Raw genomic sequence first — 23,612 nt, 5'->3', positions numbered from 1 at the left:
GGATAAATAGTAGAGGCTGCCTTAACTGACAGCCCCCCGAGATCAAACTATACCGGATATACCGGATGTTTTCGCACACTGAAGTGCATTTCTTTTGTTTCATAAACAGCAAATCGGTGGATTAGTACCTCTCTCAATTCGGAGGGGGCGGCAATCTCATCGATGATTAATTCAGATGCTAATTTATAGATATCAATATGTTCCTTGTACTCTTTTTGCCTAGTTTGAACAAAGGCCATTCTTTCCTTGGGGTCGGTTATTTCGTTAATTTTATTGGAATAGACGGCGTTAACGGCCGCTTCTGGTCCCATGACGGCTATTTGGGCCGTCGGCAGGGCGATACAGCAGTCAGGCTCAAATGCTGGACCTGCCATGGCATAAAGGCCTGCACCATATGCTTTTCGAATAATAACAGAAATTTTTGGAACGGTAGCTGAACTCATCGCGGCGATTAGTTTGGCTCCGTGCCGAATAATCCCGGCACGCTCAACCTTGGTTCCAATCATAAATCCCGGCACATCAGCCAAGAAGAGCAGCGGTATATGAAACGCATCGCAAAGCTGGATAAATCTTGCCGCTTTATCAGAGGAGTCAACAAACAAGACACCGCCTTTTACCCTTGGCTGATTCGCAATAATTCCTACGGCTCTTCCGTCCATCCTTGCGAGACCAGTAATGATTTCTGAAGCAAAGAGTTTTTTGATTTCATAAAAGCTGTCTTGGTCCACCAAATTGTCGATACACTCATACATATCAAACGGTGCGTTTTGATTCTCTGGAATAATTTCCTCCAGCCTGCGCTTCGGTTTGGCATCCTTTCCTGCTATGATTCCAGGCTTTTCTTTAAAACTGGCAGGGAAATAACTGATATATTTTTTTGCAGATTCAATGGCTTCTGGTTCACTGCTGGCGAGTACATCTCCACAACCACTTATCGTACAATGCATCCGGGCACCGCCCATTTCCTCAAGGGTTACCTTTTCACCAATTACTTTTTCGGCCATGCGAGGCGAACCCAAATACATGGAGGCATTTTTGTCCACCATAATCACAATATCACAAAAGGCCGGGATGTAGGCACCACCAGCAGCAGAAGGACCGAATAACAGGCATACCTGCGGAATCATTCCGGAAAGTTTCACTTGGTTATAGAAGATCCTACCGGCCCCACGCCTGTTTGGAAACATTTCCAGTTGGTCAGTAATCCTTGCTCCTGCCGAATCCACGAGATAAAATAACGGGACCTTCAATTTTCCCGCGGTTTCTTGGATGCGGATAATTTTTTCCACCGTTCTCGCACCCCATGATCCCGCTTTAATGGTCGAATCATTAGCCATCACACAAACGGTCTGGCCATTTACCTTGCCAATGGCTGTTACGACACCATCCGCTGGGAGGTCACCGGCTGAGAAATTGGCAAACTTCCCATCCTCCTCATATTTTCCCTCATCAAACAATAAAGCAAGCCGTTCGCGGACAAATAGCTTATTTTGCTCTTTTGCTTTCTCATGGTATTTCGGATGGCCGCCTGCATTAATTCTCTTTCTGTAATCATTTAATTGATTGATTAACGTCATATCATCTGCCAAGGAAGACCCTCCTTTCCAAAATATCAAACTAGCACAATCAGACAATCGCCTTCGTTGACAAAATCGCCAACGTTCACCCGCATTTCCTTTACTGTCCCCTCTGTCTCACTCTCTATTGGTATTTCCATTTTCATTGATTCCAGCATCAAAACTTCTTGCCCGGGTCTAACCACGTCTCCTACTGCCGCAAAAATATTTAATACGGTACCTGCCATGGTAGCGGTAATTTCTTTCATTTCTCTCACTCCTAGTTCACTAATTTTTTCTGAAGAAAGTGTGTTGTATAATTCCCATTTTGAAACTCACTGTCAGACAAAATGGCTTCAAATAGAGGGGCATTCGTTTTTATGCCTTCAATTTGAAGACTTTGAAAAAATCCTCCGGCCCTGGCCAATGCTGCTTTACGTGTTCCACCGTAAAAAACACATTTGGCAATCATCGGGTCATAAAAAGGGGTGACCACTCCGCCTTCGTCATACCCATTGTCAATACGTACCCCGTCTTCTGCCATCCAGTTTAACGTGGTAATTTTTCCAGGTGAAGGCAGAAACCGTACAGGGTCTTCCGCATAAAGACGAAATTCGATCGCATGTCCTGAAGACACGATTTCTGATTGGAGAAGCGGTAACGGCTTGCCTTGGGCAACAAGAATTTGCCATTTTACCAAATCCAGCCCGGTTATCATTTCGGTTACTGGGTGTTCGACCTGCAGCCTAGTGTTCATCTCCAGAAAGTAAAAATTTTCCTGGCCATCCACGATAAATTCGATGGTCCCGGCATTGGTGTAGTTGACTGCCCTTGCGGCTATCACAGCGGTTTCAAACATTTTTTGTTTCACATTCCGTGACAAAAACGGTGAGGGGGACTCTTCCACCACTTTTTGATGCCTTCTTTGAATCGAGCAATCCCGCTCAAATAGATGAATGATATTGCCGTGGCTATCACCAAAAATTTGCACTTCAATATGTCTTGCATTGCCAATGTATTTTTCGATAAACACCTCTTCTGACCCAAAATAGGATAGGGCCCTTGCTTTCGTTGAAGCATAAGACTTAACAAGCGCTTGTTCATTGTCACATAGCACCATTCCGATGCCACCGCCCCCGCCGCTTGCTTTGAGCATGACCGGGTATCCAATTTCTTCTGCTAGTCCGCATGCTTCCTCTAATGTTTTTAATCCGCAACTGCTCCCCGGCACAACAGGAACGCCGGCATCTTCCATCGTTTGGCGTGCGGCAATTTTACTTCCCATCAATTCGATGGTTTCGGGCTTTGGTCCGATATAGGCAATACCTGAATCCATCACCTGTTGGGCAAACTCGGCATTTTCCGATAAAAATCCATAACCAGGATGAATGGCATCCACTTTTTCTTGTTTTGCAATGCTGATAATTTTTTCGGCCTGCAGATAGGATCTTTGGACTGGCGGTTCGCCAACACGGACAGCCTTATCCGCTTGTTTGACAAATGGCATCTCTTTATCTGCATCCGAGTAAATAGCCACTGTTTCGATCCCCATCTCCCGACAGGTTCTTATAATCCTTAAGGCAATCTCTCCCCGATTAGCAATTAAGATTCGCTCCACACCATTACCCCTTTCTCCTGCATTTCACTCCCAAATATTATGTTTCTACATTAAAATGATGTTCTCCTGCTATACTTTGAAAACGCTTCCTTTGATTATTGGGAGAATTTTTTGTCAATTTGTTATATAATGAGCTTAATAGCAAATGAAACAAATCCATTCATTACTCACTTCATGTTATTCAAATTTTTTTGGATATATACTGATTTCAATATGCCAGGAGGCCGACTAATGGGGACAAAGGTGGAGAAATTAAAAATCAATTTTAAAACCCTGGAGGAGTTCAAAAAATTTAAAGAATATGGACTTCAGGAGCTTTCAATGCTCGAGGATTTAGAAGCCAATATAGTGGATAATGATAGTGAGTCGCCGTTTTATGGTATTTATTTTGGGGATAAATTAGTGGCTCGCATGAGTTTGTATCAAATTGATGCTAAATTTGACCGGTACTTTTATCCTCCACAGAATTACATGGAATTATGGAAACTTGAAGTATTGCCAGAATATCAAGGTAGGGGATATGGCAGCCAGTTAGTCGACTTTGCCAAAAGTTTCGGTTTTCCCATCAAAACAAACCCAAGAATGCAATCACGGGATTTCTGGGGGAAAATGGGGTTTTCCAGTGTCAACTATGACATGGAACGGGACCGTGGCGAAAATCCGCTTGTCTGGTATCCTGAAGGTGTGGAAGGACAGAAACATCAATAAACTTAGAGCGCCTGGCGTTAGTGCTCCAGGCGCTTTTTGCATTCATTAATGGCAGACCAAAAAAGCGAAGCGCATTAAAAAGCAGCTTTTTTATTGATCTAAAGATGACCAATCCGCCCTTTCTACTTGATACTATTTTTCTACCCTTTCGAGGTTGCCATTTTTGTCCATCTGGAATTTGACTTTCTTTTGTCGGTCCTCATCTTGCAACACAACCATTTTTCTTGCCCGTTCCATAATTTCCATTAACGACCGATAATCCTCTTCCATAGCCTTTAAATTTTTAGTGAGTCTTTCATTTTCTGCCGCTAAATAGTAAGTTTTCTTTTCTAATTCTTTTACTTTTTCAAGGGCTATGTTTTTTTCATCCTCTGCTTTCACTGTTTCTTCCGCTTTCTTTTGAAGTTCTTCTAAGAAATGGATGACCTCAGAATAGGTTAGACTTATACCAGTTTGACTGCCATTTGACTGGTTCTCTTCCATTGGGGATTCACCTGTATCGGGTGCTGGAGGCACGGAGCTTGAAACCACTTGTTTTTTCAATTCTTTTCGTTGCTTTTTTGCCAGCTCAATTCCTGATTTATATTGTTTCCTGACAAAGGAATTCCAGCGAAATCCGCAGGCGGCAGCAGTTCGCGACAGTTGTTTACCCACTTCCTCAAATGCTTGCAACTGGGTTCCGCCTTCACGGATATGCCGTAAAACTACCTCTGCGAGTAACAAATCCTCGTCTTGCGACCAAGCATCTTGTCGGGTTGGCGACATAGGAACATTCCCTCCTAGTAGTGTTTTTATCATACATATGCATCTACTAGAAAAGATAGACTTAAACAAAAGTAGTGTTTTAATCTTTATTTTAATTCATTTGTTTGTTGAGAAAGGCCCTTACATGGTTATGGTGGGCTTCACTCTCCCATAACCGTGAACAATTCTTTGCTTCCCCTTCCATTCTGCTGCGCAGATTTGTTTCCTCCCATTTTTGTATCCAGATTTTTTTATAGGCCTCCAGCACAGCATGATCTGTAAGAAGTAGTTTTTCTAAGAAACTTTCGCAGGCGTCAAGCGGGTTCTGTTCATATAATTCATTGAAAATGCCTGTTTTGTAAAAGAATTCTGCCGGTTGCAGTTCCGCTTCCATCAGTATTTTCATGGCAACAGTGTGAGGAAACTTTTCAGACAGAAGCGTTCCCCCGCCCCATCCGGTTGTGATCGCTTGCCTGCCTTGGACAAAACCAGCCATTATTCCTTTTCTGGCAACTCGAAAATCGCATGCACAAGAAAGTTCCATGCCTCCTCCAAGAGCGGTTCCATTAATCAGAGCGACAGTCGGTACAGGTAGTGTCGCTAGAGAATATAGAATATCCGCCATTTTAGCCAGCATGGGATACGCATCCTCTTGGGTATGCAATAAATGGAAAATAGACAAATCTCCTCCTGAACAAAACGCCTTTTCCCCTTCCCCCGTAACAACGAGTGCCTTAACATCACTTTCTCCTGCAAGTTGAATCGCCTTCGATAATCCTTCCATTACCTCATAATTAATGGCATTTCTTTTTTCATTTCGAGCAATCGAAAATAATAAATAGCCCTTGCCTCGTTTTTCGATTTGATAGGACAATCCTCTTCGCCCTCCTTGGAAAACTTGTATATGTATATGGTAAAACGACAAAAGCACAAGGGCATTTTCGCTCCTTGTGCTTTTTAAGTCAAGTTGAAATTAGTCGTTAACAACTTCTTTTCCTTTGTAAGTTCCACATGCTTTACATACGCGGTGAGCCAATTTCATTTCACCACAGTTTGGGCATGCTACCATACCAGGAACATTTAATTTAAAATGAGTACGACGCTTTCTTTTCGCAGTTTTAGAAGTTCTTCTAAAAGGTACAGCCACATCAAACACCTCCTTAAAGAGTATAAAGCTTCTAATTTCCGTTATGATTCGGAAGAAGATTTGTTTTCGTCAAAAAACTTGGCAAGTCCTGCTAGTCTGGGATCAATCTTATTGGACTGGGCTTCCTCGGAAATGACTTCCCAATCCTTACCGGATTGCGGTGCAGCATCCTCCGATTCCACTTCATCACAAAAGACTTGCATTGGAACCTCGAGTAATAGAATTTCACGAATAATTGGTGTTAAATCAATTACTTCACCTTTTACCCGATAGGTTTCCTCTTCTGATTGAAAAACAGAATCTTGCAGGAGGAATGTTTCAGTTGTTTCGACATTAATTGGAACTTTTACATCTACTAAAGTACGAGAACAAGGAAGGACAAGATATCCCTCAATTTGCAAGTGGAAGGTTACTTTTGCTGAATCAATGTCTCCATGGCCAGTAATATGCATAGGAGAGACTTCCCGGATAGTTGAATCGTCGTTTTTGATGTCATCCATCCCTACCGTTTCATCAATCGGAAATTCCTTGTTTCGGTATTTTTGTAATTGATTTAATGTCCATTTCAAATGAATCACCCCAAGGCAACAAAGGTAATTATAGCCTTCGATAATATTTTTGTCAATGTTTTTTCTTTACACCACTTTATGAGATTTTATTATTAATCATAAAGGAATTTCCTTATTAGTCTTTCCAATGAAGGACTTGAACAAACATCCATTCCATTTTGCCCCAATCATGATTGGTTGTCAAAGAATTTTGTTATAATGGTAATAAAAATTGGAAACGGCAAAAGGAGAACATGAATGAAGGCTGTTGGAGTTATTGTCGAATATAATCCATTTCATAATGGACACGCATACCATTTGCAGGCTTCCAGACAGGCTGCAAATGCGGATATTGTGATTGCTGTCATGAGCGGAAATTTCTTGCAAAGGGGCGAGCCTGCACTAGTTTCAAAATGGTATCGGACAAAAATGGCGCTGCAGGGTGGTGCCGACCTGGTTTTTGAGCTGCCTTACCGATTTGCTGTACAGAAAGCGGAAACCTTTGCAAACGGGGCTGTGTCCCTGTTAGATGCGGCAGGCTGTGACTTTATGTGTTTCGGAAGCGAAAGTGGAGAACTTTCCAGCTTTCACCAAACCATCAATTACTTAAATGAACAGCAATCTCTCTTCGATTCTCATATAAAGCAGGCGATGGATACCGGATTCAGCTATCCAAAGGCAGCCGCCTTATCTTTTCAACAATTGGCCCATTCTGGTACTTATATCGATTTGTCAAAGCCGAATAATATTCTTGGATATCAGTATATAAAGTCCATTATGGACCAAAAAAGCCATGTAAAACCACTGACGATTTCAAGGAAAAGTGCCGACTACCACGACATTGAATTTTCTTCAGCCACCATTGCCAGTGCCACTAGTATCCGCAAAGCAATTTTTGAAGATCAATCCGATAGTGGAAAGATTCAGCAATATATACCCGCGGCAACCCTGGAACTTCTCGAAGAATACCAATCACGATATGGCCTTTTTCATCAATGGGAAAGTTACTGGCCATTGCTGCAATATCGTTTAATTCAAGCTAGCCCGCAAGAATTAAATGATATATATGAAGCGGAAGAAGGCTTGGAAAATCGATTAAGACAAGCGGCATTAGTTTCTGATAGTTTCGAGGAGTTTATGCAAGCCATTAAAACCAAAAGGTACACTTGGACAAGATTACAGCGATTGTGCGTTCATATCTTGACCAATACCAAGAAATCCGAAATCTGGGGACTCCAGGAAAAAGCATCCTACCTGCGTCTTCTTGGCATGACCGGAGCTGGGAGAAATTATTTAAACAAGCAGAAAAAACATTTTGCCCTGCCCCTTATCGCAAAGCTATCCTCTTTGACTAACCAAGAAGTTACACTTGATATAAGGGCGGCCCGGACTTATGTGCTTGGGGTGTCCGCACATAAAAAAAAGGTTTTGTTAAAACAGGAGTTTGACCAACCGCCAATTATGATTAACGAGAAAAGCTGATGCGCTGGCATCAGCTTTTCTTTTTGTCAGGCAATTTCTCTAAGTAAGCAATTGCGTCATCAAAAGTATCGACCGGAATAATTTTCATTTTTGTTTTAATGTCACGGGCTGTCTTCACCGCCGCCCTATAATTGGAATTCTTCGCGCCTTTTTCATTAGGGGCAAAAAAGATTTCCGCCCCCGCCTGATCAGCGGCGACAATCTTTTGTTCAATTCCGCCAATCGGCCCCACGGTTCCATCGACATCGATTGTCCCAGTCCCCGCTATTTGATAGCCTTTTGTATAGTCCTCTTTTGTTAACTGATTGTAAATTTCCAAAGTAAACATTAACCCCGCTGAGGGCCCGCCAATCTCTTCCGTATTAACTTTCACTTCCGGTTCGACATTGATTTCTTTATCGTCCACCAGTGAAATGCCTATTCCCACACGGTTAGGATCATCCTTAAAGGCTTGAAGGGACATTTCGGCAGTTTTTTCTTTTTTATTTCTTATATAAGTGACTGTTATTTTGTCTCCAGCTTGTTTTTTACCGACATAATCAATAAATTCCGTCGAGGAGGGAAATGGGTACCCGTCCACTTTAAATATCCTGTCTCCCGCCTGAAGCTTTCCCGCAGCTGGCATATCTGGAATGACCTGCATCACGTATATGCCTTTGTATTTATAATTGACCTCTAGCCCCGCCTTGCGATAGGCTGTTTCAATGGCATTCTGTTTGGAGGCAGCCATTAAGTGCAATTGTCTTAGGTTATACTCATCTTCTGTTTCCTTAGGATTCAGAATTTCTTCTACAGGGTAAATTTCCCGATAGTCTCTTATCTTTGCTTCCACATAGGAGTAAATATTAGCCCTTCCCATGCGGACTGTCGTCAACATAAAATTACCTTTTTCTTTATAGCCATTTTCTACCTTAATGATTGGAGCCAGCTCTTTGGCCATGCCTGGTTTCGAAACATAATAGGGTAAGGAAAAGTACATTCCTCCTATTAATAGAAAGGCAATAATGAAGAAGGATGCAAAATAAAATTTTTTACGCAAGCTTTAAGTCACCGCTTCCATTGATTAATAACATTTTTAATTTGGTCTATGTTTTTTTTTGCTTCTTCCTCACCGATTTTAATAATTTCTTCAATGTTTGTGAAGGCTTTCGAACTGAAATTTTCCACTGGCGGGCGGATCATGATATCGGCCGTCATTTCCCGATAATAGATCACTTCCGTTTGCATGATGTCAATGGTTTGCATGATTACATCATAAATAGAAGCAATCTCGGCATTTCGTTTGACTCTTGATACATCCACGGCAATCACAATATCTGCCCCCATCTCCATGGCAACCGAAATGGGAACACGGTCTGAAACCCCTCCATCCACTAGAATTCGTCCCTGGTATTTTTCTGGGACGAATATTCCTGGAATCGACACACTTGCCCTTACTGCCTCAGCCACCGGCCCCTTCCTAAAAACCACCTTTTCCCCTGACATTAAATCGGTAGCAACAATTCCAATCGGCAGAGACAAATCTTCAATGTTTTTCCCTTGAGTAAACATTCTAATAAAATCTTTCAGTTTTTTTCCAGTAATAAACCCCATTCTTGGGACTGTAAAATCCAAAAAATACTTGCGCTTAAAAGCGGCCGAAAGTTTATATAACCGGTCCATGTCTATGCCTGCCCCGTAAAAACTGGCTACCAGGGCTCCCATACTGCTGCCGGCAATTAAATCAATGGGTATCCCTTCATCCTTTAACACTTTGATGACACCCAAATGAGCAAACCCTCGTGCACCGCCGGAACCAAGTGCCAAGCCAATTTTAGGGTGCTCCATATTCGATACCTCCTGCTGATACACGATTTGATTTTCCCAAACCAACTTGGTTCATTCTTATGGTCTAAAATAACGTCCTATGAGTATATTTATGTTATATGAGGACAAGGCATCTTGGAAGGAATTATCGTTATCTTACCACCCATTATACTTTATTGTATAGACATCCCTCTACAAAGGAGGCCTCTAGATTGTTTCGGTCAAAACTAAAAACCATTTTTTTAGCCTTCACCATAACTTTAATGGCCCTTTCGCTTATTACTTATCCGCAGGAAGCTCTGGAAGCTTCGATCCGCGGCCTCAAGATGTGGTGGGAAATTGTGTTTCCGTCTTTACTGCCTTTTTTTATTGTCTCCGAACTGTTAATCGGATTTGGGGTTGTAAAATTTATCGGGGTTTTGTTGGAGCCACTGATGAGACCCTTATTTAAGGTGCCTGGTGTCGGTGGTTTCGTTTTGGCTATGGGCTGGGCTTCTGGGAACCCGGCAGGAGCAAAATTTTCAGCCAGGATGCGCCAAGAAGGCCATTTAACCCGAATTGAGGCTGAACGGCTGGTATCCTTTACGAACTCCTCCAATCCATTGTTTATTTTCGGGGCTGTTGCGGTTGGATTCTTTAATAATCCAAAACTGGGTATTCTATTGGCTTTGGCCCACTATTTAGGCAACATTGCAGTTGGACTGATTATGCGGTTTTATGGAAAGGAGACTCCTGAGGAAAGTAAGCGCGGCAGCAGGTTCAATATCCGTTCTGCTTTTTCAGCCTTGCACCAAACTAGAATTAAAGATAACAGGCCGATTGGCAAACTTCTCGGGGATGCGGTGCAATCTTCTTTTCAGACCTTGTTAATGGTGGGTGGATTTATTATATTATTCTCCGTTATTAATAAATTACTCTATCATTTACATATAACCGCAGCCTTGGCAAAAGTAGTGGAGGTTTTGTTTGGTGCCTTATCTTTCCCCGATATGTTAAGCATTCCATTTATTTCAGGATTATTTGAAATCACGCTGGGCAGCCAGCTGACCAGTGAAGTTCAAGAAGCTACTTTACTGCAGCAATCCATACTGACAAGCTTTATTTTGGCATTTGGAGGGTTTAGCGTTCAAGCACAGGTGGGAAGTATTCTTTCCCAAACGGATATCCGGTTCAAACCTTTTTTTATCGCCAGGATTCTACAAGGGGTCTTTGCCGCCTTGTTTACGGTGATATTTTGGAATCCCATTTATGTCAAGTTCAATGGTCATGAACAGCCCTCTCATGCATTGCCGGTATTTGGTGACGGAACACTTTCGCAAGATGTATATCAACGGATGGCAGAAGCGGGTCCTTTGATTACCATTTTGTCCCTTTCCTTTTACGTACTTTATCTGTTTATCCAAATTAGAAACCAAAATGTGAAAAAAAGCTAGGCTGACCGCCTAGCTTTTTCTATACACTCTGGAACTTTTTCCGCAGTTCTATCTCGACAATCGGTGGCACGAGCTCTGTTATTCTTCCGTTGTATTTAGCAGCTTCCTTTACAATACTGGAACTCAGAAAAGAATATTGATTATTCGTCATCATAAAAAACGTCTCGATATCATTGTTGAGAAATCGGTTCATGGAGGTAATCTGCATCTCATATTCGAAGTCTGATACAGCTCTTAAGCCTCGAAGTATCGCGGTTGCATTGACACTTTTGGCATAATCAACGAGCAAGCCGGAAAAGGTATCCACCGAAACGTTTGGAATATCCTTGGTTGCTTCTTGAATCAGATGAATTCGCTCTTCCACCGTAAATAATGGATTTTTTGCTGAATTGTTTAATAATACCACATAAACCTTTTCGAAAACTTTGGACCCTCTTCGGATAATATCGAGATGGCCATATGTAATCGGGTCAAAACTGCCTGGGCAAACGGCTATACTAGCCAAATTGATTCCCCCCTACTCCGTGTTTAAATGAGAAAATATAGTTACTGCCGTAATTCCATATTGTTCCTGTTTAATTTGTGTAAATGATTCTACTATTTCGGGTAATTTTACATCGGTACCATGTTCACAAACAATAATCCCATTAGGATTCACTAAGTTTTGTTCCGCCATTTTCTCCATCAGCTGAACCAGCTGTTGTCTTTTATAAGGCGGGTCTAAAAAGACAAAATCAAACCGGATATCACGCTTGATAATGGCTTTGATGGCACGATCCGCATCATTTCGAAAAACTTCAGCTTTTTCTTCAAATCGGCAGTTTTTTATATTCTCGTGGATGATAGAAATAGCTTTTGCATCACGGTCGATGAATATGACACGCTCTAAGCCTCTGCTCAGGGCTTCTATTCCCAATCCTCCACTGCCGGCAAAAAGGTCTAATCCCATCCCGCCTTCAAAATAGGGACCAATCATATTAAAGATCGCTTCTTTTACTTTATCAGTCGTTGGCCTTGTTGTATTGCCGGGTACTGCTTTCAGGGGTCTTCCTTTACAAATGCCTGCTACCACACGCACGAAACTATCACCACATTTTTATGTATTCATTTCATAATCCATCCTATCATAAGTTTTCAAAAAGTGACAAATTTCATGCTGTCATTTGAGGCATGGGTCATTTGGAGTATGGGTATTTATTTTTAAAGGCAATTTTTTTCAAACTACGTATAAGCTTCTGGCTTATGGAAATAATGTAAGTAACAACATCAATTCGAGGATGTTGTTGCCAACCGCGGAGAAGACTTACGTTTCCCCATAAGTTCTTCCTCCGGTTTCTCCTCTCCCTTTGCCTTCTATCCTTAATGAGGATTTGGAAGGAACCCTGCAGAAGTTTTTCTGCAGGGTTTTTTTCTTAAAAAGTATGGAATTTTCAACTTTGAGAATAGTCTAGCTCCAGCGCTTAGTGCTTCACTCTACGCCCTGCGTTAAATAAGTCAAGCAAGAATGCGCCTCCGGCTCTTCGTGTTTCCTTTATCTCAGTTGGAGAGGCTTCACATGGAAGGCTTCGAAAGCATAAGCATCGCACAAAAGAAAAGCGATAGCTATTCTGAGGAAACCATACGGCGCTGATCAGGCCGCTTGCGCTTTGCATAATAAAAGGTGAGGAAGTTTCCTCACCTTTTTATATACCCATCTTATAGTCATATTCTTTCGCTTTGTCGGGTGCAGAGTTCTCAAATTCCATTTTAAGGAATGGTTTATAGGAGGGTTCAACCTTTTTCACAAATGAAAAGTTATTTAATTTATCTATAATCCCTTCTATATCTTCTTGATTGCAATACAAAACAACATATTTAAGTTTTTTGGAAACATAATGGACATTTCCAAAACGCCTAAGCATTTTGGCTTGTTTCAATGAGTAAAGCCAAACGACCAATCCTTGTCTTTGTGTGAACATATCTTTTTTCCCCTTCGGCTATCACCATCATTTAAAGTTAAGGATAGCAAACAAAGAGGTCATTTTCAATTTAAACATAAAAAAATCAGCTAGATAAGCTGATTTTTTTATGCGCTGCACCCGCAGCTTCCGCCATTTCCACAGCCGCTTCCATGACCTGTGTCAAAAAACGGACTGCCTGTTGGCACTTTTATTTGTTCAGAAACGGCTCCGCCCACCAGAATGCTGATTTCGTCCAAAAGACGCTGGAGGTCATTTTCAGCCAATTTAAACTCTGCTACAAGCGGATCCAAATCCATTTCCCGTTTGTATTCACGGATTTTCATCATGACCCGTTTATAGTCCGGATGGTATTTGCCAAATCGCTGAACCTCCTCATAAAGATCTTTCATCTTTACGAATTGGTTAATTTTCCTTTGCGATTCAGGATTGTTTTGCATTCTATATATACAGGTGCGATATTGTTCCGCAAGATCTGATTCTAGAATCATCTTTGCGAGTTCTTCCGCATTTTCCAGTAATCGAATTCGTTCTAATGTAGCAAGCACAAACGCCCACCTCCAATGCCATTTTACCATGAAACCTTGGAGAAAGCGAAAGATTGCTTTTCGTTAGGGATATTTACCATCCTCCTTGAGTCCTGTTCATATATTTTCAATATATCATTATGGCTTTGCCTATCTATGCCCATAAAAAAAAGGCCGCTACTTATGTTTGAGGGCCGTTATTCATTGCTTGAAACATCGAATACATCATGGAAGCCATTACTACTCCGTTGGAGAACTTCTCCACTTGGTGAGGAATTGTCCTTTTAAAATAATGTAACGAAGCTATTTCAAAAGACTGTATATCATATGGATTCCTGGATAATTTCCGGTACCAGGAGGGTTGCTCCCGCAAGAATTTCTTTAAGTCTTTTTGTCTTTCAATGTATTCTAGTACATCTCTTCTCATTTTGCCTGACCACCTGCCTTAATCTTGTCTAAATGAAAACGGATGTTTTGGCCCCGCAGGAGGATTTCCTTGCCCTGACGAAGGGGGAGTACTTCCTTGAAATTGTGAAATCAGCCCTTGAATCGCCCCCAACGCTTGGCTTACATTGGCAAGGTGGGCCTGCAATTGATTCGGATCCATATTTTTTACCTTTCCAATAACATTTGACAAAAATTCGCCTTTAACCCCGTTTTCTTCCGTTTTCTCGTTTTCCAAGGGAGCTTGTGAACCTACTGATTCCCAGCGCTTATCCTCTTCCCCTAAAAGATACCAATCTTCATATAATTCCTGCCAAGTGGCTCTTCCTTTTCTAACCTCTTGTATAAGTTTTGGGTTGTTTTTCACAAATTCTTTAAATTTCAAGACGGAAGGGTGCAATTTTTTTTGTGTCATCTTTTTTTCACCTCTGCCCATAATGATCCCATTTTTAAAATATGTAAAAAATAAAAAAGTGTGAAACGCATGAAAACGGATGCCAATATTTTATTAAAAATGAGGAAAGTGGTAAGATGACTTGTAGATATGTTTATGAAAGAGGTAAGAAGAATGAAGGACGAATTACGACAGCTGCTAGAAACATGTATGGAAGATGGATCACCATCCGACTTGGAGGCGATTCAATATTTGTTGGAAGGAATACAAAAAAAAATTAATAAACAGAGAGAGGTTTATATTGCCGATCTCTTGCATATGGAAAGCCACTTCAGCAAAGAAAGCTGTGAAATCACAATACCAGTCAATCCCGTCCTTAACAATAACTTGAAAATTGTCCACGGGGGGATTACAGCCACGTTACTGGATACGGTAATGGGGTCGTTAGCCAATTATCAGCTTCCGGAGGGCTATGGTGCTGTAACAAACCAGCTGAATATTCATTATATTGCTCCAGGCGGGGGAGATTTCCTGAACGGTAAAGCGAAAATCATCCATAAAGGCACGAAAACCATGGTGGTTGAAGGGGATGTATTTCGAAGTGATGGAAAAAAAATTGCCCATGCGACAGGGACATTTTTTGTCGTGAATAAATGACATATAAAAGGCTGTTTCATTAGCACCCCTATGAAACAGCCACATTGTTTATTCCTCTTCTTTTTGAATAAAGTCTTGCGTGTAATATTTTTTAAACACCCCGACACCCAAGTGAGTAAAATCCTTACTTAGCAGCGTATCCCTATGGCTTTTGCTGTTTATCCATCCCTCAACTGAAGCGGGTCCATCGGCATAATTAGCTGCAATATTTTCTCCTGCTGATTGAAAGGGCACCTTTTCTTTATTTAAACGATCGGTAAGGCTCCCAAACTTTTTTGAAGTTTGTGAGAAATCATTGTTTTCTGCCATATCTTTGCTATGTCCATACGCAACGGATGCTGTCGCTGCATCCCATTTAACCGGCTTCAAATTATTACGGCTCCGCAGCACATTGGTGATATCAAAAATTTCCTGTTCTGCCCCACCCTCAATTGCCTGCCATAACTCTTCACTTGGTTCTTGGGGTTCAATTAATTCACCACTATAAACAAGTTCATATGGCCGCTGCTTGATTAAGGTTTCGGCATCCAGAAAACGAACACTTGAGAGGCTGCCAGTAAATTTATCGATGTAAAGCTGCACATATATATTGCCCAATTGGACAACCGGACGCAGATTAAGGTCGGTATCGTTCAGTTCAAAGCGATAATTATTACCATTTAACTCTATATTCAAGTTCGTATCAATATACTGCGTGTTAAAAATTTCCTCTACCGACTGCCCTATTTCAAACGGTGACACATCCAAGTTCTTCCCGATGGCATATACCGTGACTACTTTGTTATTCGCTACCCCCACCTGCAAATATCGTTTATAGTCCAGATTATAAATATACCACTGATAGCCATACAATGTTTCATCAATCCGCTGCGGCTCTCCTAGTTCCATCTCTACCTCGGGAAAATCTTTTCCTATTAACAAGGACAAGCCCTGATTAGGCCGTTCCGAAGCTGGTTTACTAGTAGTACTATTTTCAGGATGATTAAGTGATGACTGATCCATTTCCTCAAGGTGATCTTCTTTTATTAGTACTTTATCCTGGTTATTTTCCATGATTCCGGTATAAAACCAGATCGATAAAATAACAGCTGCAAGTATTAATATTCTAAATAATGCTTTCAGAGGCTGCCACCCTCTCTATTTCTCATACTATGATTATATTACATATTAAAATAATTATATCATTTTAAAGTTAAGAAGACATAACGATTGTGATAAATGTCTGTAAACTAATAGGAGTAAAATATACCAGCTAAGAATGGCAATCGTTTAAAAAAACTTATTTTCCTAATAATAATTCCTGCAGTATTTTAATATCATTACTTTTTCCACTCACTATTGAACAACGGGTGATTTATTCGATGTATCCTCATTGCAAGTTGAATCATTTTCATCTATTATTAAAATGAATGGAAACATGCTGTTAAACTAATAAAACACAGGGGTATGGCTTGTTTTAGGAGGGAACAATAATGAGATTTGAAAACACAGGAATTGAGAACCTAAAAGCGGAGCTTAACCGGTTAGACGATGTAATGGTCAAACATGGTTTAGTCCGTGCGGGACAATGGGATTATGAGCGGGTTACATACGATCGCAAGTTTGAATTAAGAGAAGGGGTATTTTATCTCCGCATTCAGGGGTATGCTGTTGAAGGGGATGTGGATACCTTCAAGGCGGTCATTAAATTGATGACCCCATTAGTAGGAAAGCATTATTATCCACATGGTGTGGAGTACGGTGAAGGGGAAAACTTCCCAAATTCACTTGTTAATCAATGTAAAAAACTCATTGAAGACGTAAAAAACGACATTAGCCAATTTGCATTATAATAGGAAGAAGACGCATGAATTTGTTTCATGCGTCTTCTTTTGACTTTCTGGTTAAAAACCTAAAATCGCCTTTATAAGGGATGTCGTTTGTCCCCCATGATAAAACACATATAACAAAAGATAAACAGCTACACCCGTAATGGCTGTGCAAAACCAAACAATACTAGTAATCGGCCCAAGCTTGCGATGGAATGAAAGGTTATTCTTGTAACCTGAGAATAAGGACATAATCCCTAACACCGCTCCAACAGTTGCCAGCGTAATATGAAAAACCAAAAAGACCGTGTAGTATATTTTTACCGTATCCGGACCGCCAAACGATGTATTACCAATAAAAACAGTTCTTGTAGCATAAATAATGAAAAAGATAAGAGCAAAAACAGCGGCCACAAGCATAGTTTTTTGATGGGCCTGTATTTTCTTCTGCTTAATTTGCCCCCAGCCAATCGCTACCGTTAAGGCACTTAGTACAATAAATGAGGTGCTAATCGTTGGTAAAACTGGTATGGAATCCATTTCATTTCCTCTCTTTACATATATTCTAAAATAATTTTAATGTAGTTTTCATTCTTTTTCAAATAAGAGCTGTCAAGAAAAAATAACAGTATCCATCCTTGCTTAGAAGAAACCAGTCTGGCAATAAAAGAGACTCCCAAAAAACATGGGAGTCTATTCAATAGGTCTAGGATCGACTGGCTGTTTTAAGCTGAGTTCAGACTCTTCCTGGTCTTTGCGGTACCATTCAAAAAATACTTTTGCCAAGATGACGGAATAAATGACTTCTTGGATGATTTTCATGACAGTCCCGCCCAGCCGTTGATCATAAATAAGCGGCATTGAACTGAATATCTCGGGTCCGCTTAAATTTAAATTGGAAAATGCTTCAGTCCCTACACATAAGCTCATCACTTTTCCCCAAACATGCGGGTCATAGTACGTTGCATATAGTGGATTATCCGCAAAGATAATCAAAGCGCACGAAGGCGTTAATAAGATACCATTAATAAAGATATAGGCAACCTTTTTAATTCCGCTTAGGTTTTGTTCCTCAGGAAGCGGTGCAATTAACAACCACCATAACCATATGGCAGCTATAAATAAGAGAATCTGATAGCCTCCATGATAAAACCGATTTTGCATTACATGATCAAAAATAATGGGAACATGATAAAAAGAAAATAGTCCATTAAACGTTAATACAGCAACAACCGGTTTTGTAAACAAATGAAAACATGAATGAACTGGCTTCAATTTCAGGAAGTTTCTCCAAAGCCAAGGGGGTATCGACAAAATAAAAATAGGCGGAACTAAAAATACTAATAAAACCATCGTAATCGCGTGGATATAAAACATTAGATGCCCCATTAAATCAAGTGGTGAACCTTTAATGGCATATAAAAAAACCATCGCCGTCAAAAACAAGCTTGCTTGTTGTGATGTTAAGGGCTCGCTATCCTTGAACATTGTCCTGAATTTTACTGTAACCAAAAAATAGGCAATCGTAATGGCGACAAGAGTCAGCAAAAAGTATGGGCTCCAAAGTGCTTTAAAACTAAAAATATCAAATATAAGCACCGAATTTCACCTCAATTATAGAAAGAATCCATTGGATTTATTATACCCTTGGCAAAATTGATAATCAAAGAAATGAACCTTTCCAAACTAAAGGCTGTCTTAAGGGGTTTGGAACCCCTTCAAGACAGCCTTTGTTTCTACCACCATATAATCGTCATAAAAGTCAGTACGGTTATTAATCCAACTAATAACCCTGAATACAAGAATAACGAAGGAGCCTCATGACCCTTGTGGCTCATATGCATAAAGTAATAAAGTTGAAAAACTACTTGAACGAAAGCCAATAGAGCAATAAACGGTACACTAAACCAAGCAGATCCCTTCATGGCTACAGCCGCAAACGCCACTAATGTCAGGAAGATCATTAAGGAGAACGATACTACCTGATACCGCATTTCTTCAGCACTTTTCCGGCGGCGATATTCCAGATCAACTCTTGGATTCCCTGAATTTGTTTGTTGATTTGCCATCAGATCATCCCACCATTCCCATTAAATAGACTACGGAAAAGATAAACACCCAAACAACGTCAATAAAGTGCCAATACAAACTGAAAACATAAAATTTTGGAGCGTTATAGAGGTTTAATCCTCGCTTTGCGTTGCGAATCATCAACGATAAGCACCACATTAAACCGAAAGCAACGTGTCCTCCATGAAATCCCACAAGCGTATAAAAGGCAGAACCGAATGCGCTGCTGGTAAATTTATGGCCTTCATGAACATAGTTTGAAAACTCAAATACCTCTAATCCGAGGAATCCTGCTCCCAATAAAGCCGTAATTCCAAACCATAGCATCATTTTCTTAGAGTTAAAGTTCTTCATTTGATAAATGGCATAAACGCTGGTTAATGAACTGGTTAACAATAGCATTGTCGCCACAAAGGTTAATGGCAATTCAAATAATTCTTTTGCCAAAGGCATGCTTGAATCAGGGACTTTATCCTTTAAGGCAAGGTATGTGGCGAAGAGAGAGGAGAAAAGAACCGTCTCTCCCCCTAAGAATAACCAAAACCCCAGGAATTTATTTTTTGCTTCAAGGGTGGATCTCTCCGGCTCTGCAGGCCATGTTTCATACGTTAATTTATCTTCAGCGTGCATTATGCCTTAACCCCCTTATCGTTGTCATCGACTAATTCCTCTTTATGGATATGGAATCCATGGTCATCTTTCACTGAACGTAGCAGCATGGATCCGAATGTTACCAATAAACCAATAATGATAACCGGTATTGCCCATGAAGTTTCGCCATTGTGTAAAGCACCAAATGCGGCAATAAATAGACCTAATGCCATAGTGAAAGGCAGGAATGAAGCGTTTGGCATATGGATATCCCCAAGTGGTTCAGCAGGTGTCATGCCTTTCTTGCCTTCCATTTTTTCAATCCATAAAGCATCCAATCCACGCACAAGCGGAAGCTGTTTAAAGTTATAGAATGGGGGCGGTGAAGGGATTGCCCATTCAAGTGTCCGTCCGTCACCCCATGGATCATCGCCGACTTTAACATTTTTAACAGACGTCACAATGACATTAATCAGTAATACGATAACTCCCAGTGACATAAACAGGGCGCCAATCGAGCTAATCATATTGGCTGTATCAAAACCTTGGCCTGGAAGATACGTAAACACCCGGCGAGGCATGCCCCATAGGCCAAGAAAGTGTTGAATAAAGAATGTCATGTGGAAGCCAATAAAGAATAGCCAGAAAGTAATTTTACCAAGTGTTTCATTTAACATCGTACCGAAGATTTTTGGCCACCAATACTGAACTCCTGCAAAAATGGAGAATACAACACCACCAACAATAACATAGTGGAAGTGAGCTACTACAAAGTACGTGTCATGGTACTGGTAGTCAGCTGCGGCAGATGCCAACATGACCCCGGTTACCCCACCCATGATGAAAGATGGAATAAAGGCAAATGCCCAGTGCATTGGAGCCGTAAATTTAACACTTCCACCCCACATAGTAAACAACCAGTTAAAGATTTTAATACCAGTAGGTACACCGATGGCCATCGTCGCAACAGCAAAAATCGCATTAGCAACCGGACCCAATCCGGTTGTAAACATATGGTGAGCCCAAACCATGAAGCCCAAGAAACCGATCAATACAGTTGCAAATACCATGGACGAATATCCGAATAAACGTTTTCTCGAGAATGTTGAGAAAATTTCCGAGAAAATACCGAATGCCGGAAGCACCAAAATATATACCTCAGGGTGACCGAAAATCCAGAATAAATGCTCCCAAATAACGGTGTTACCGCCATTTGCCACCACAAAGAAATTAGAGCCGAACATACGGTCAAACATCATTAAGACAAGACCTACAGTTAACGGCGGGAATGCGAACAGAATCAAGGCAGAAGCTACAAAAGTAGTCCAAGTGAATAGCGGCATCCTCATGTACGTCATTCCAGGAGCACGCATATTAATAATGGTTACCAGGAAGTTAATACCACCGATTAATGTCCCAAGACCTGAAATCTGTAACCCCAATACATAAAAATCAATACCATGTCCCTTTGAATGGATGGCTAGAGAGGCATATGAAGTCCATCCAGCGTCAGGCGCTCCACCCATAAACCAAGAAAGGTTTAGGAATACGCCTCCGAAAAAGAATAACCAAAATCCTAAAGCGTTCACAAACGGAAAGGCAACGTCACGCGCACCAATCTGCAGTGGCATAACCGCATTCATGAAGCCAAACAGGATTGGCATCGCTGCCAAGAAAATCATTGTTGTTCCATGCATTGTGATGATTTCATTAAAAGCTCCGGCACTGACAAAATCATTGTTTGGCACCGCAAGCTGGATACGGATAAAGACTGCTTCTAGTCCACCGACTACGAAGAAGAATCCGCCTGCCAATAGATAGAGGATGGCGATTTTTTTATGGTCGACAGTTGTCAAATAGTCCCATACAGTCGCACCAAACCCCTTTTTTTGAGCGTAGGTACTCACGATTTTACCTCCCTTTTAACCAATTCCCTTTATTGCTGAACTTTTAAGCCCATCAAATATTCGGCCAGTGCATCAAGCTGCTCTTCTGACATTTCTGGATATTTGTTGGTCATCATATTACCCGGCTTATATTTCTCTGGATCGCGGATCCAATTTTTCAACTCTTCTTTATTGTGATCTAAAATACCGGCGACACGTGACCGATCTCCAAAGTTCGTTAAATTTGGAGCCTGTCGTGCTGTAGCAGGCATTTGATTTGAAGGTGTGACCGCGTGGCAGCCAATACAGCTTTTATTGAAAATCTCTTGGCCCTGTGCGGCTAGATCAGTATCAGCTTTTTGCGGTTCTTTTACGTTCTGCATGGATTTTACCCATGAATTAAAATCATCCCGGCTAAGTGCCTTTACTTTAAAGTCCATTAGTGCATGGGACGGACCGCAAAGCTCTGCACATTTACCGTAGAAAAGATTGCCGGCCTCATTTGATCTTTTTGAGTCAAACTCCAGCCAAAACTTGTTTTCATTGTCTGTATTCGTATCCATTTTACCGCCCACTGCCGGAATCCAGAACGAGTGTTTTACGTCCAAGGATTTTAAATTAAAATAAACTTTCTCGTCAGTCGGGACCACCAATTCTTGTGCAGTTACAACCTTTTGGTTAGGATATTCAAAATCCCACCAGTATAAATGGGAACGCACATTAATGACCAATGCTTTGGAATTTTTCTTATCCATTTGGTCAACATCAGCCAATTTAAACGTAGCTGCCACTGTTGGAACAGCAAGGACTAACAGTAACAAAATCGGAATGACTGTCCAAATAATTTCCAGCTTGTGGCTTCCTTCTACTTGTTTTGGAATCGAATCATCTTTTCTTCTAAACCGTAAAAAGACAAGGACGAAAATAATGACAACCACAAGAATTACTCCAACCATAATGAAGGTACTTAACTTCATTAAATCGTATTGCGTGTCTGCAACTTCACCGGCAGGCTTCAACGCGGAAAGGAACGGTTCGCCACATCCGGAGAGTACTAGCGTTAAAATCGCAAGAATAGAGATCAAACGCCACTTTGCAAGCCTTTTCATGCTCAATCAAACCCCTCTTTCGCTTTTAAATTCAAACTATAGATAAATCAAAGATGTATGTAGTATAGTGCTTATCCATGACAACCGGAAATTGACAGCACCCCATTTACAGGCACCCCAACTGCCTCCCTCCCGGTTGTTATGAATTGGTGTGAATCATAGGTTAAGCAAACAAAACTAAATTAATGTAACAATGACCATCGCTGTAAAGATAATGGTTAAATATTGCAACGAATAAACAAACATTAGCTTTGCCCACTTAATATCATCTTTGATTTTATATCCATAAATCCCCAATACTAGCCAGCCGATATTTAAAACGCTCGCCAGAATCAGAAATGGGATTCCTAACTTTGTAAGAAAAAACGGTATTGGCAACAAGGCTGCCACCCATATCAATATGTGAATTTTTGTGGTTTTAAATCCCTTGACAACTGGAAGCATCGGGATTCCTGCCGCTTTATATTCTTTTACGCGACGCATAGCTAACGCATAAAAATGAGGTGGCTGCCAAACAAACATCAGCACAAACAATGACCATGCCATAACATCTAAATTGGCATCCACTGCCGCCCACCCAATAAGCGGAGGAACTGCTCCTGAAATACTGCCAATTATCGTATTAGAGACTAATTGACGTTTAGACCACATCGTATATAAAACAACATAACTAAAAACTCCAAGCAGTCCTATCACCGTTGCAGTTACAGTTGTAAACGATAAAAATAATGTACCTATTCCTATAAAGAGGATACCAAGCACCAAAACTTTACCAGGCATTATTTTACCTGTCACTGTAGGTCTGGTCTTCGTGCGCTCCATTAAATGGTCGATATCACGGTCAACATAATTATTAATTGCGCATGAACCAGCAATAATCAGAGACGATCCCGCTACAGCAAAAAACACAATGTCTAAATTATCAAGAAAGCTTTGACCTGAAAAATGAAGAGCAAGCCAAAGTCCTGTAAACGTGGTGATAAGGTTAGAATTCACGATACCAATCTTAATTAGTGCCATAAAATCTTTCCACACCGAAGTCTTAGTCCCTGATTCCAGGCTTGCTGCACCACTTTCAATTGCGGCATCTCCATAGGCCTTTGAGTTGGACATATTCTTTCCTCCT

Annotated in this window: 28 protein-coding genes; 5 read left to right on the top strand and 23 right to left on the bottom strand. The window is 40.9% G+C overall.

The genetic code is table 11. The features are described from left to right. Positions 1–47: 47 nt before the first annotated feature. Genes ACY8D0_RS03915 through ACY8D0_RS03905 form a run of 3 tightly spaced genes read right to left on the bottom strand, consistent with a single transcriptional unit; the run spans position 48 to position 3,174 of the window. A complete protein-coding gene (locus ACY8D0_RS03915) occupies positions 48–1,577 on the bottom strand; it encodes an acyl-CoA carboxylase subunit beta (RefSeq protein ID WP_462409942.1) in 1,530 nt (509 codons plus the stop codon). 35 nt (positions 1,578–1,612) lie between these two features. Continuing rightward, a complete protein-coding gene (locus ACY8D0_RS03910) occupies positions 1,613–1,825 on the bottom strand; it encodes an acetyl-CoA carboxylase biotin carboxyl carrier protein subunit (protein ID WP_462409175.1) in 213 nt (70 codons plus the stop codon). Positions 1,826–1,836: 11 nt separating this feature from the next. After that, on the bottom strand, positions 1,837–3,174 hold the full coding sequence (locus ACY8D0_RS03905; protein WP_462409174.1) for an acetyl-CoA carboxylase biotin carboxylase subunit: 1,338 nt from the start codon (positions 3,172–3,174) through the stop codon (positions 1,837–1,839). A gap of 231 nt (positions 3,175–3,405) precedes the next feature. On the opposite strand from ACY8D0_RS03905, the gene ACY8D0_RS03900 reads away from it, so the two are divergent. Beyond that, on the top strand, positions 3,406–3,882 hold the full coding sequence (locus ACY8D0_RS03900; protein ID WP_462409173.1) for an N-acetyltransferase: 477 nt from the start codon (positions 3,406–3,408) through the stop codon (positions 3,880–3,882). 132 nt (positions 3,883–4,014) lie between these two features. On the opposite strand, the gene ACY8D0_RS03895 is transcribed toward ACY8D0_RS03900, so the two are convergent. The 4 genes from ACY8D0_RS03895 to ACY8D0_RS03880 form a co-directional block, all read right to left on the bottom strand. Next, positions 4,015–4,647 (bottom strand): RsfA family transcriptional regulator, encoded by a 633-nt coding sequence (locus tag ACY8D0_RS03895; protein WP_462409172.1) that lies wholly within the window; start codon positions 4,645–4,647, stop codon positions 4,015–4,017. A 91-nt stretch (positions 4,648–4,738) separates the two neighbouring features. Continuing rightward, entirely contained in the window at positions 4,739–5,500 is a 762-nt protein-coding gene (locus ACY8D0_RS03890; protein ID WP_462409171.1) for an enoyl-CoA hydratase/isomerase family protein, read from the bottom strand. 99 nt (positions 5,501–5,599) lie between these two features. After that, positions 5,600–5,773 (bottom strand): 50S ribosomal protein L32, encoded by a 174-nt coding sequence (rpmF, locus tag ACY8D0_RS03885; protein ID WP_007086250.1) that lies wholly within the window; start codon positions 5,771–5,773, stop codon positions 5,600–5,602. A gap of 41 nt (positions 5,774–5,814) precedes the next feature. Beyond that, positions 5,815–6,342 (bottom strand): YceD family protein, encoded by a 528-nt coding sequence (locus ACY8D0_RS03880; RefSeq protein WP_462409170.1) that lies wholly within the window; start codon positions 6,340–6,342, stop codon positions 5,815–5,817. A gap of 237 nt (positions 6,343–6,579) precedes the next feature. On the opposite strand from ACY8D0_RS03880, the gene ACY8D0_RS03875 reads away from it, so the two are divergent. Further along, positions 6,580–7,803: a nucleotidyltransferase gene (locus tag ACY8D0_RS03875; RefSeq protein ID WP_462409169.1), complete on the top strand. Its 1,224-nt coding sequence runs from the start codon at positions 6,580–6,582 to the stop codon at positions 7,801–7,803. 10 nt (positions 7,804–7,813) lie between these two features. On the opposite strand, the gene ACY8D0_RS03870 is transcribed toward ACY8D0_RS03875, so the two are convergent. Both ACY8D0_RS03870 and ACY8D0_RS03865 read right to left on the bottom strand, forming a co-directional pair. Then, complete coding sequence (locus ACY8D0_RS03870; protein ID WP_462409168.1) at positions 7,814–8,842, bottom strand: SepM family pheromone-processing serine protease; 1,029 nt, start codon at positions 8,840–8,842, stop codon at positions 7,814–7,816. An 8-nt stretch (positions 8,843–8,850) separates the two neighbouring features. Further along, the gene (locus ACY8D0_RS03865) at positions 8,851–9,630 is read right to left on the bottom strand and encodes a patatin-like phospholipase family protein (RefSeq protein ID WP_462409167.1); all 780 of its coding nucleotides are present in this window, start codon (positions 9,628–9,630) and stop codon (positions 8,851–8,853) included. 191 nt (positions 9,631–9,821) lie between these two features. Between ACY8D0_RS03865 and ylbJ the strand changes: the two genes are divergently transcribed. Beyond that, positions 9,822–11,042: a sporulation integral membrane protein YlbJ gene (ylbJ, locus tag ACY8D0_RS03860; RefSeq protein ID WP_462409166.1), complete on the top strand. Its 1,221-nt coding sequence runs from the start codon at positions 9,822–9,824 to the stop codon at positions 11,040–11,042. A 19-nt stretch (positions 11,043–11,061) separates the two neighbouring features. On the opposite strand, the gene coaD is transcribed toward ylbJ, so the two are convergent. The 6 genes from coaD to ACY8D0_RS03830 all read right to left on the bottom strand — a co-directional run bounded on the left by coaD (position 11,062) and on the right by ACY8D0_RS03830 (position 14,386). Then, positions 11,062–11,547, bottom strand: coding sequence for a pantetheine-phosphate adenylyltransferase (gene coaD, locus ACY8D0_RS03855; RefSeq protein WP_462409165.1), 486 nt, complete (start codon positions 11,545–11,547; stop codon positions 11,062–11,064). Between the two features lie 12 nt (positions 11,548–11,559). Then, the gene (rsmD, locus tag ACY8D0_RS03850; protein WP_462409164.1) at positions 11,560–12,120 is read right to left on the bottom strand and encodes a 16S rRNA (guanine(966)-N(2))-methyltransferase RsmD; all 561 of its coding nucleotides are present in this window, start codon (positions 12,118–12,120) and stop codon (positions 11,560–11,562) included. Positions 12,121–12,724: 604 nt separating this feature from the next. Further along, positions 12,725–13,000 carry a YlbG family protein gene (locus ACY8D0_RS03845; RefSeq protein WP_462409163.1) on the bottom strand — a complete coding sequence of 92 codons (276 nt, stop codon included), beginning with the start codon at positions 12,998–13,000 and terminating at the stop codon, positions 12,725–12,727. A gap of 107 nt (positions 13,001–13,107) precedes the next feature. Continuing rightward, on the bottom strand, positions 13,108–13,548 hold the full coding sequence (locus ACY8D0_RS03840; protein WP_462409162.1) for a YlbF/YmcA family competence regulator: 441 nt from the start codon (positions 13,546–13,548) through the stop codon (positions 13,108–13,110). Positions 13,549–13,708: 160 nt separating this feature from the next. Next, positions 13,709–13,954, bottom strand: a complete 246-nt coding sequence (locus ACY8D0_RS03835) for a YlbE-like family protein (protein ID WP_462409161.1) — start codon at positions 13,952–13,954, stop codon at positions 13,709–13,711. A gap of 18 nt (positions 13,955–13,972) precedes the next feature. Further along, positions 13,973–14,386 (bottom strand): YlbD family protein, encoded by a 414-nt coding sequence (locus ACY8D0_RS03830; RefSeq protein ID WP_462409160.1) that lies wholly within the window; start codon positions 14,384–14,386, stop codon positions 13,973–13,975. Between the two features lie 153 nt (positions 14,387–14,539). Between ACY8D0_RS03830 and ACY8D0_RS03825 the strand changes: the two genes are divergently transcribed. Continuing rightward, positions 14,540–15,022, top strand: a complete 483-nt coding sequence (locus tag ACY8D0_RS03825; protein ID WP_462409159.1) for a PaaI family thioesterase — start codon at positions 14,540–14,542, stop codon at positions 15,020–15,022. A 48-nt stretch (positions 15,023–15,070) separates the two neighbouring features. Here the strand turns inward: ACY8D0_RS03825 and ACY8D0_RS03820 are convergent, their stop codons facing one another. Beyond that, complete coding sequence (locus ACY8D0_RS03820) at positions 15,071–16,075, bottom strand: CAP domain-containing protein (RefSeq protein ID WP_462409158.1); 1,005 nt, start codon at positions 16,073–16,075, stop codon at positions 15,071–15,073. 419 nt (positions 16,076–16,494) lie between these two features. On the opposite strand from ACY8D0_RS03820, the gene ACY8D0_RS03815 reads away from it, so the two are divergent. Continuing rightward, entirely contained in the window at positions 16,495–16,854 is a 360-nt protein-coding gene (locus ACY8D0_RS03815) for a YugN family protein (protein WP_462409157.1), read from the top strand. 51 nt (positions 16,855–16,905) lie between these two features. On the opposite strand, the gene ACY8D0_RS03810 is transcribed toward ACY8D0_RS03815, so the two are convergent. From ACY8D0_RS03810 to cyoE, 7 genes are all read right to left on the bottom strand, one after another. Next, on the bottom strand, positions 16,906–17,370 hold the full coding sequence (locus ACY8D0_RS03810; RefSeq protein WP_462409156.1) for a DUF420 domain-containing protein: 465 nt from the start codon (positions 17,368–17,370) through the stop codon (positions 16,906–16,908). A gap of 153 nt (positions 17,371–17,523) precedes the next feature. Further along, positions 17,524–18,429: a cytochrome c oxidase assembly factor CtaG gene (ctaG, locus tag ACY8D0_RS03805; RefSeq protein ID WP_462409155.1), complete on the bottom strand. Its 906-nt coding sequence runs from the start codon at positions 18,427–18,429 to the stop codon at positions 17,524–17,526. Between the two features lie 137 nt (positions 18,430–18,566). Continuing rightward, positions 18,567–18,899 carry a cytochrome c oxidase subunit IVB gene (ctaF, locus tag ACY8D0_RS03800; RefSeq protein ID WP_462409154.1) on the bottom strand — a complete coding sequence of 111 codons (333 nt, stop codon included), beginning with the start codon at positions 18,897–18,899 and terminating at the stop codon, positions 18,567–18,569. Positions 18,900–18,903: 4 nt separating this feature from the next. Further along, positions 18,904–19,530, bottom strand: coding sequence for a cytochrome (ubi)quinol oxidase subunit III (locus ACY8D0_RS03795; protein ID WP_462409153.1), 627 nt, complete (start codon positions 19,528–19,530; stop codon positions 18,904–18,906). Beyond that, complete coding sequence (gene ctaD, locus ACY8D0_RS03790) at positions 19,530–21,398, bottom strand: cytochrome c oxidase subunit I (protein ID WP_462409152.1); 1,869 nt, start codon at positions 21,396–21,398, stop codon at positions 19,530–19,532. Before ctaD ends, ACY8D0_RS03795 begins: the two co-directional genes overlap by 1 nt. Before the next feature lie 29 nt (positions 21,399–21,427). Then, positions 21,428–22,486: a cytochrome c oxidase subunit II gene (gene coxB, locus ACY8D0_RS03785; RefSeq protein ID WP_462409151.1), complete on the bottom strand. Its 1,059-nt coding sequence runs from the start codon at positions 22,484–22,486 to the stop codon at positions 21,428–21,430. A 177-nt stretch (positions 22,487–22,663) separates the two neighbouring features. Further along, on the bottom strand, positions 22,664–23,599 hold the full coding sequence (gene cyoE / locus ACY8D0_RS03780) for a heme o synthase (protein WP_462409150.1): 936 nt from the start codon (positions 23,597–23,599) through the stop codon (positions 22,664–22,666). Between the last annotated feature and the right edge of the window lie 13 nt (positions 23,600–23,612).

The sequence above is a fragment of the Neobacillus camarae genome (assembly GCF_054950115.1).
This window is presented reverse-complemented; position numbering and strand designations above follow the sequence as displayed.

Excerpts from the sequence above, each read along its gene's own strand:
- ACY8D0_RS03915 (WP_462409942.1), bottom strand. The coding sequence starts at position 1,577 with ATGACGTTAATCAATCAATTAAATGATTACAGAAAGAGAATTAATGCA.
- ACY8D0_RS03910 (WP_462409175.1), bottom strand. The coding sequence starts at position 1,825 with ATGAAAGAAATTACCGCTACCATGGCAGGTACCGTATTAAATATTTTT.
- ACY8D0_RS03900 (WP_462409173.1), top strand. The coding sequence starts at position 3,406 with ATGGGGACAAAGGTGGAGAAATTAAAAATCAATTTTAAAACCCTGGAG.
- ACY8D0_RS03895 (WP_462409172.1), bottom strand. The coding sequence starts at position 4,647 with ATGTCGCCAACCCGACAAGATGCTTGGTCGCAAGACGAGGATTTGTTA.
- ACY8D0_RS03875 (WP_462409169.1), top strand. The coding sequence starts at position 6,580 with ATGAAGGCTGTTGGAGTTATTGTCGAATATAATCCATTTCATAATGGA.
- ACY8D0_RS03865 (WP_462409167.1), bottom strand. The coding sequence starts at position 9,630 with ATGGAGCACCCTAAAATTGGCTTGGCACTTGGTTCCGGCGGTGCACGA.
- ACY8D0_RS03845 (WP_462409163.1), bottom strand. The coding sequence starts at position 13,000 with ATGTTCACACAAAGACAAGGATTGGTCGTTTGGCTTTACTCATTGAAA.
- ACY8D0_RS03835 (WP_462409161.1), bottom strand. The coding sequence starts at position 13,954 with ATGAGAAGAGATGTACTAGAATACATTGAAAGACAAAAAGACTTAAAG.
- ACY8D0_RS03830 (WP_462409160.1), bottom strand. The coding sequence starts at position 14,386 with ATGACACAAAAAAAATTGCACCCTTCCGTCTTGAAATTTAAAGAATTT.
- ACY8D0_RS03825 (WP_462409159.1), top strand. The coding sequence starts at position 14,540 with ATGAAGGACGAATTACGACAGCTGCTAGAAACATGTATGGAAGATGGA.
- ACY8D0_RS03820 (WP_462409158.1), bottom strand. The coding sequence starts at position 16,075 with ATGGAAAATAACCAGGATAAAGTACTAATAAAAGAAGATCACCTTGAG.
- ACY8D0_RS03815 (WP_462409157.1), top strand. The coding sequence starts at position 16,495 with ATGAGATTTGAAAACACAGGAATTGAGAACCTAAAAGCGGAGCTTAAC.
- ACY8D0_RS03810 (WP_462409156.1), bottom strand. The coding sequence starts at position 17,370 with ATGGATTCCATACCAGTTTTACCAACGATTAGCACCTCATTTATTGTA.
- ctaF (WP_462409154.1), bottom strand. The coding sequence starts at position 18,899 with ATGGCAAATCAACAAACAAATTCAGGGAATCCAAGAGTTGATCTGGAA.
- ACY8D0_RS03795 (WP_462409153.1), bottom strand. The coding sequence starts at position 19,530 with ATGCACGCTGAAGATAAATTAACGTATGAAACATGGCCTGCAGAGCCG.
- coxB (WP_462409151.1), bottom strand. The coding sequence starts at position 22,486 with ATGAAAAGGCTTGCAAAGTGGCGTTTGATCTCTATTCTTGCGATTTTA.
- cyoE (WP_462409150.1), bottom strand. The coding sequence starts at position 23,599 with ATGTCCAACTCAAAGGCCTATGGAGATGCCGCAATTGAAAGTGGTGCA.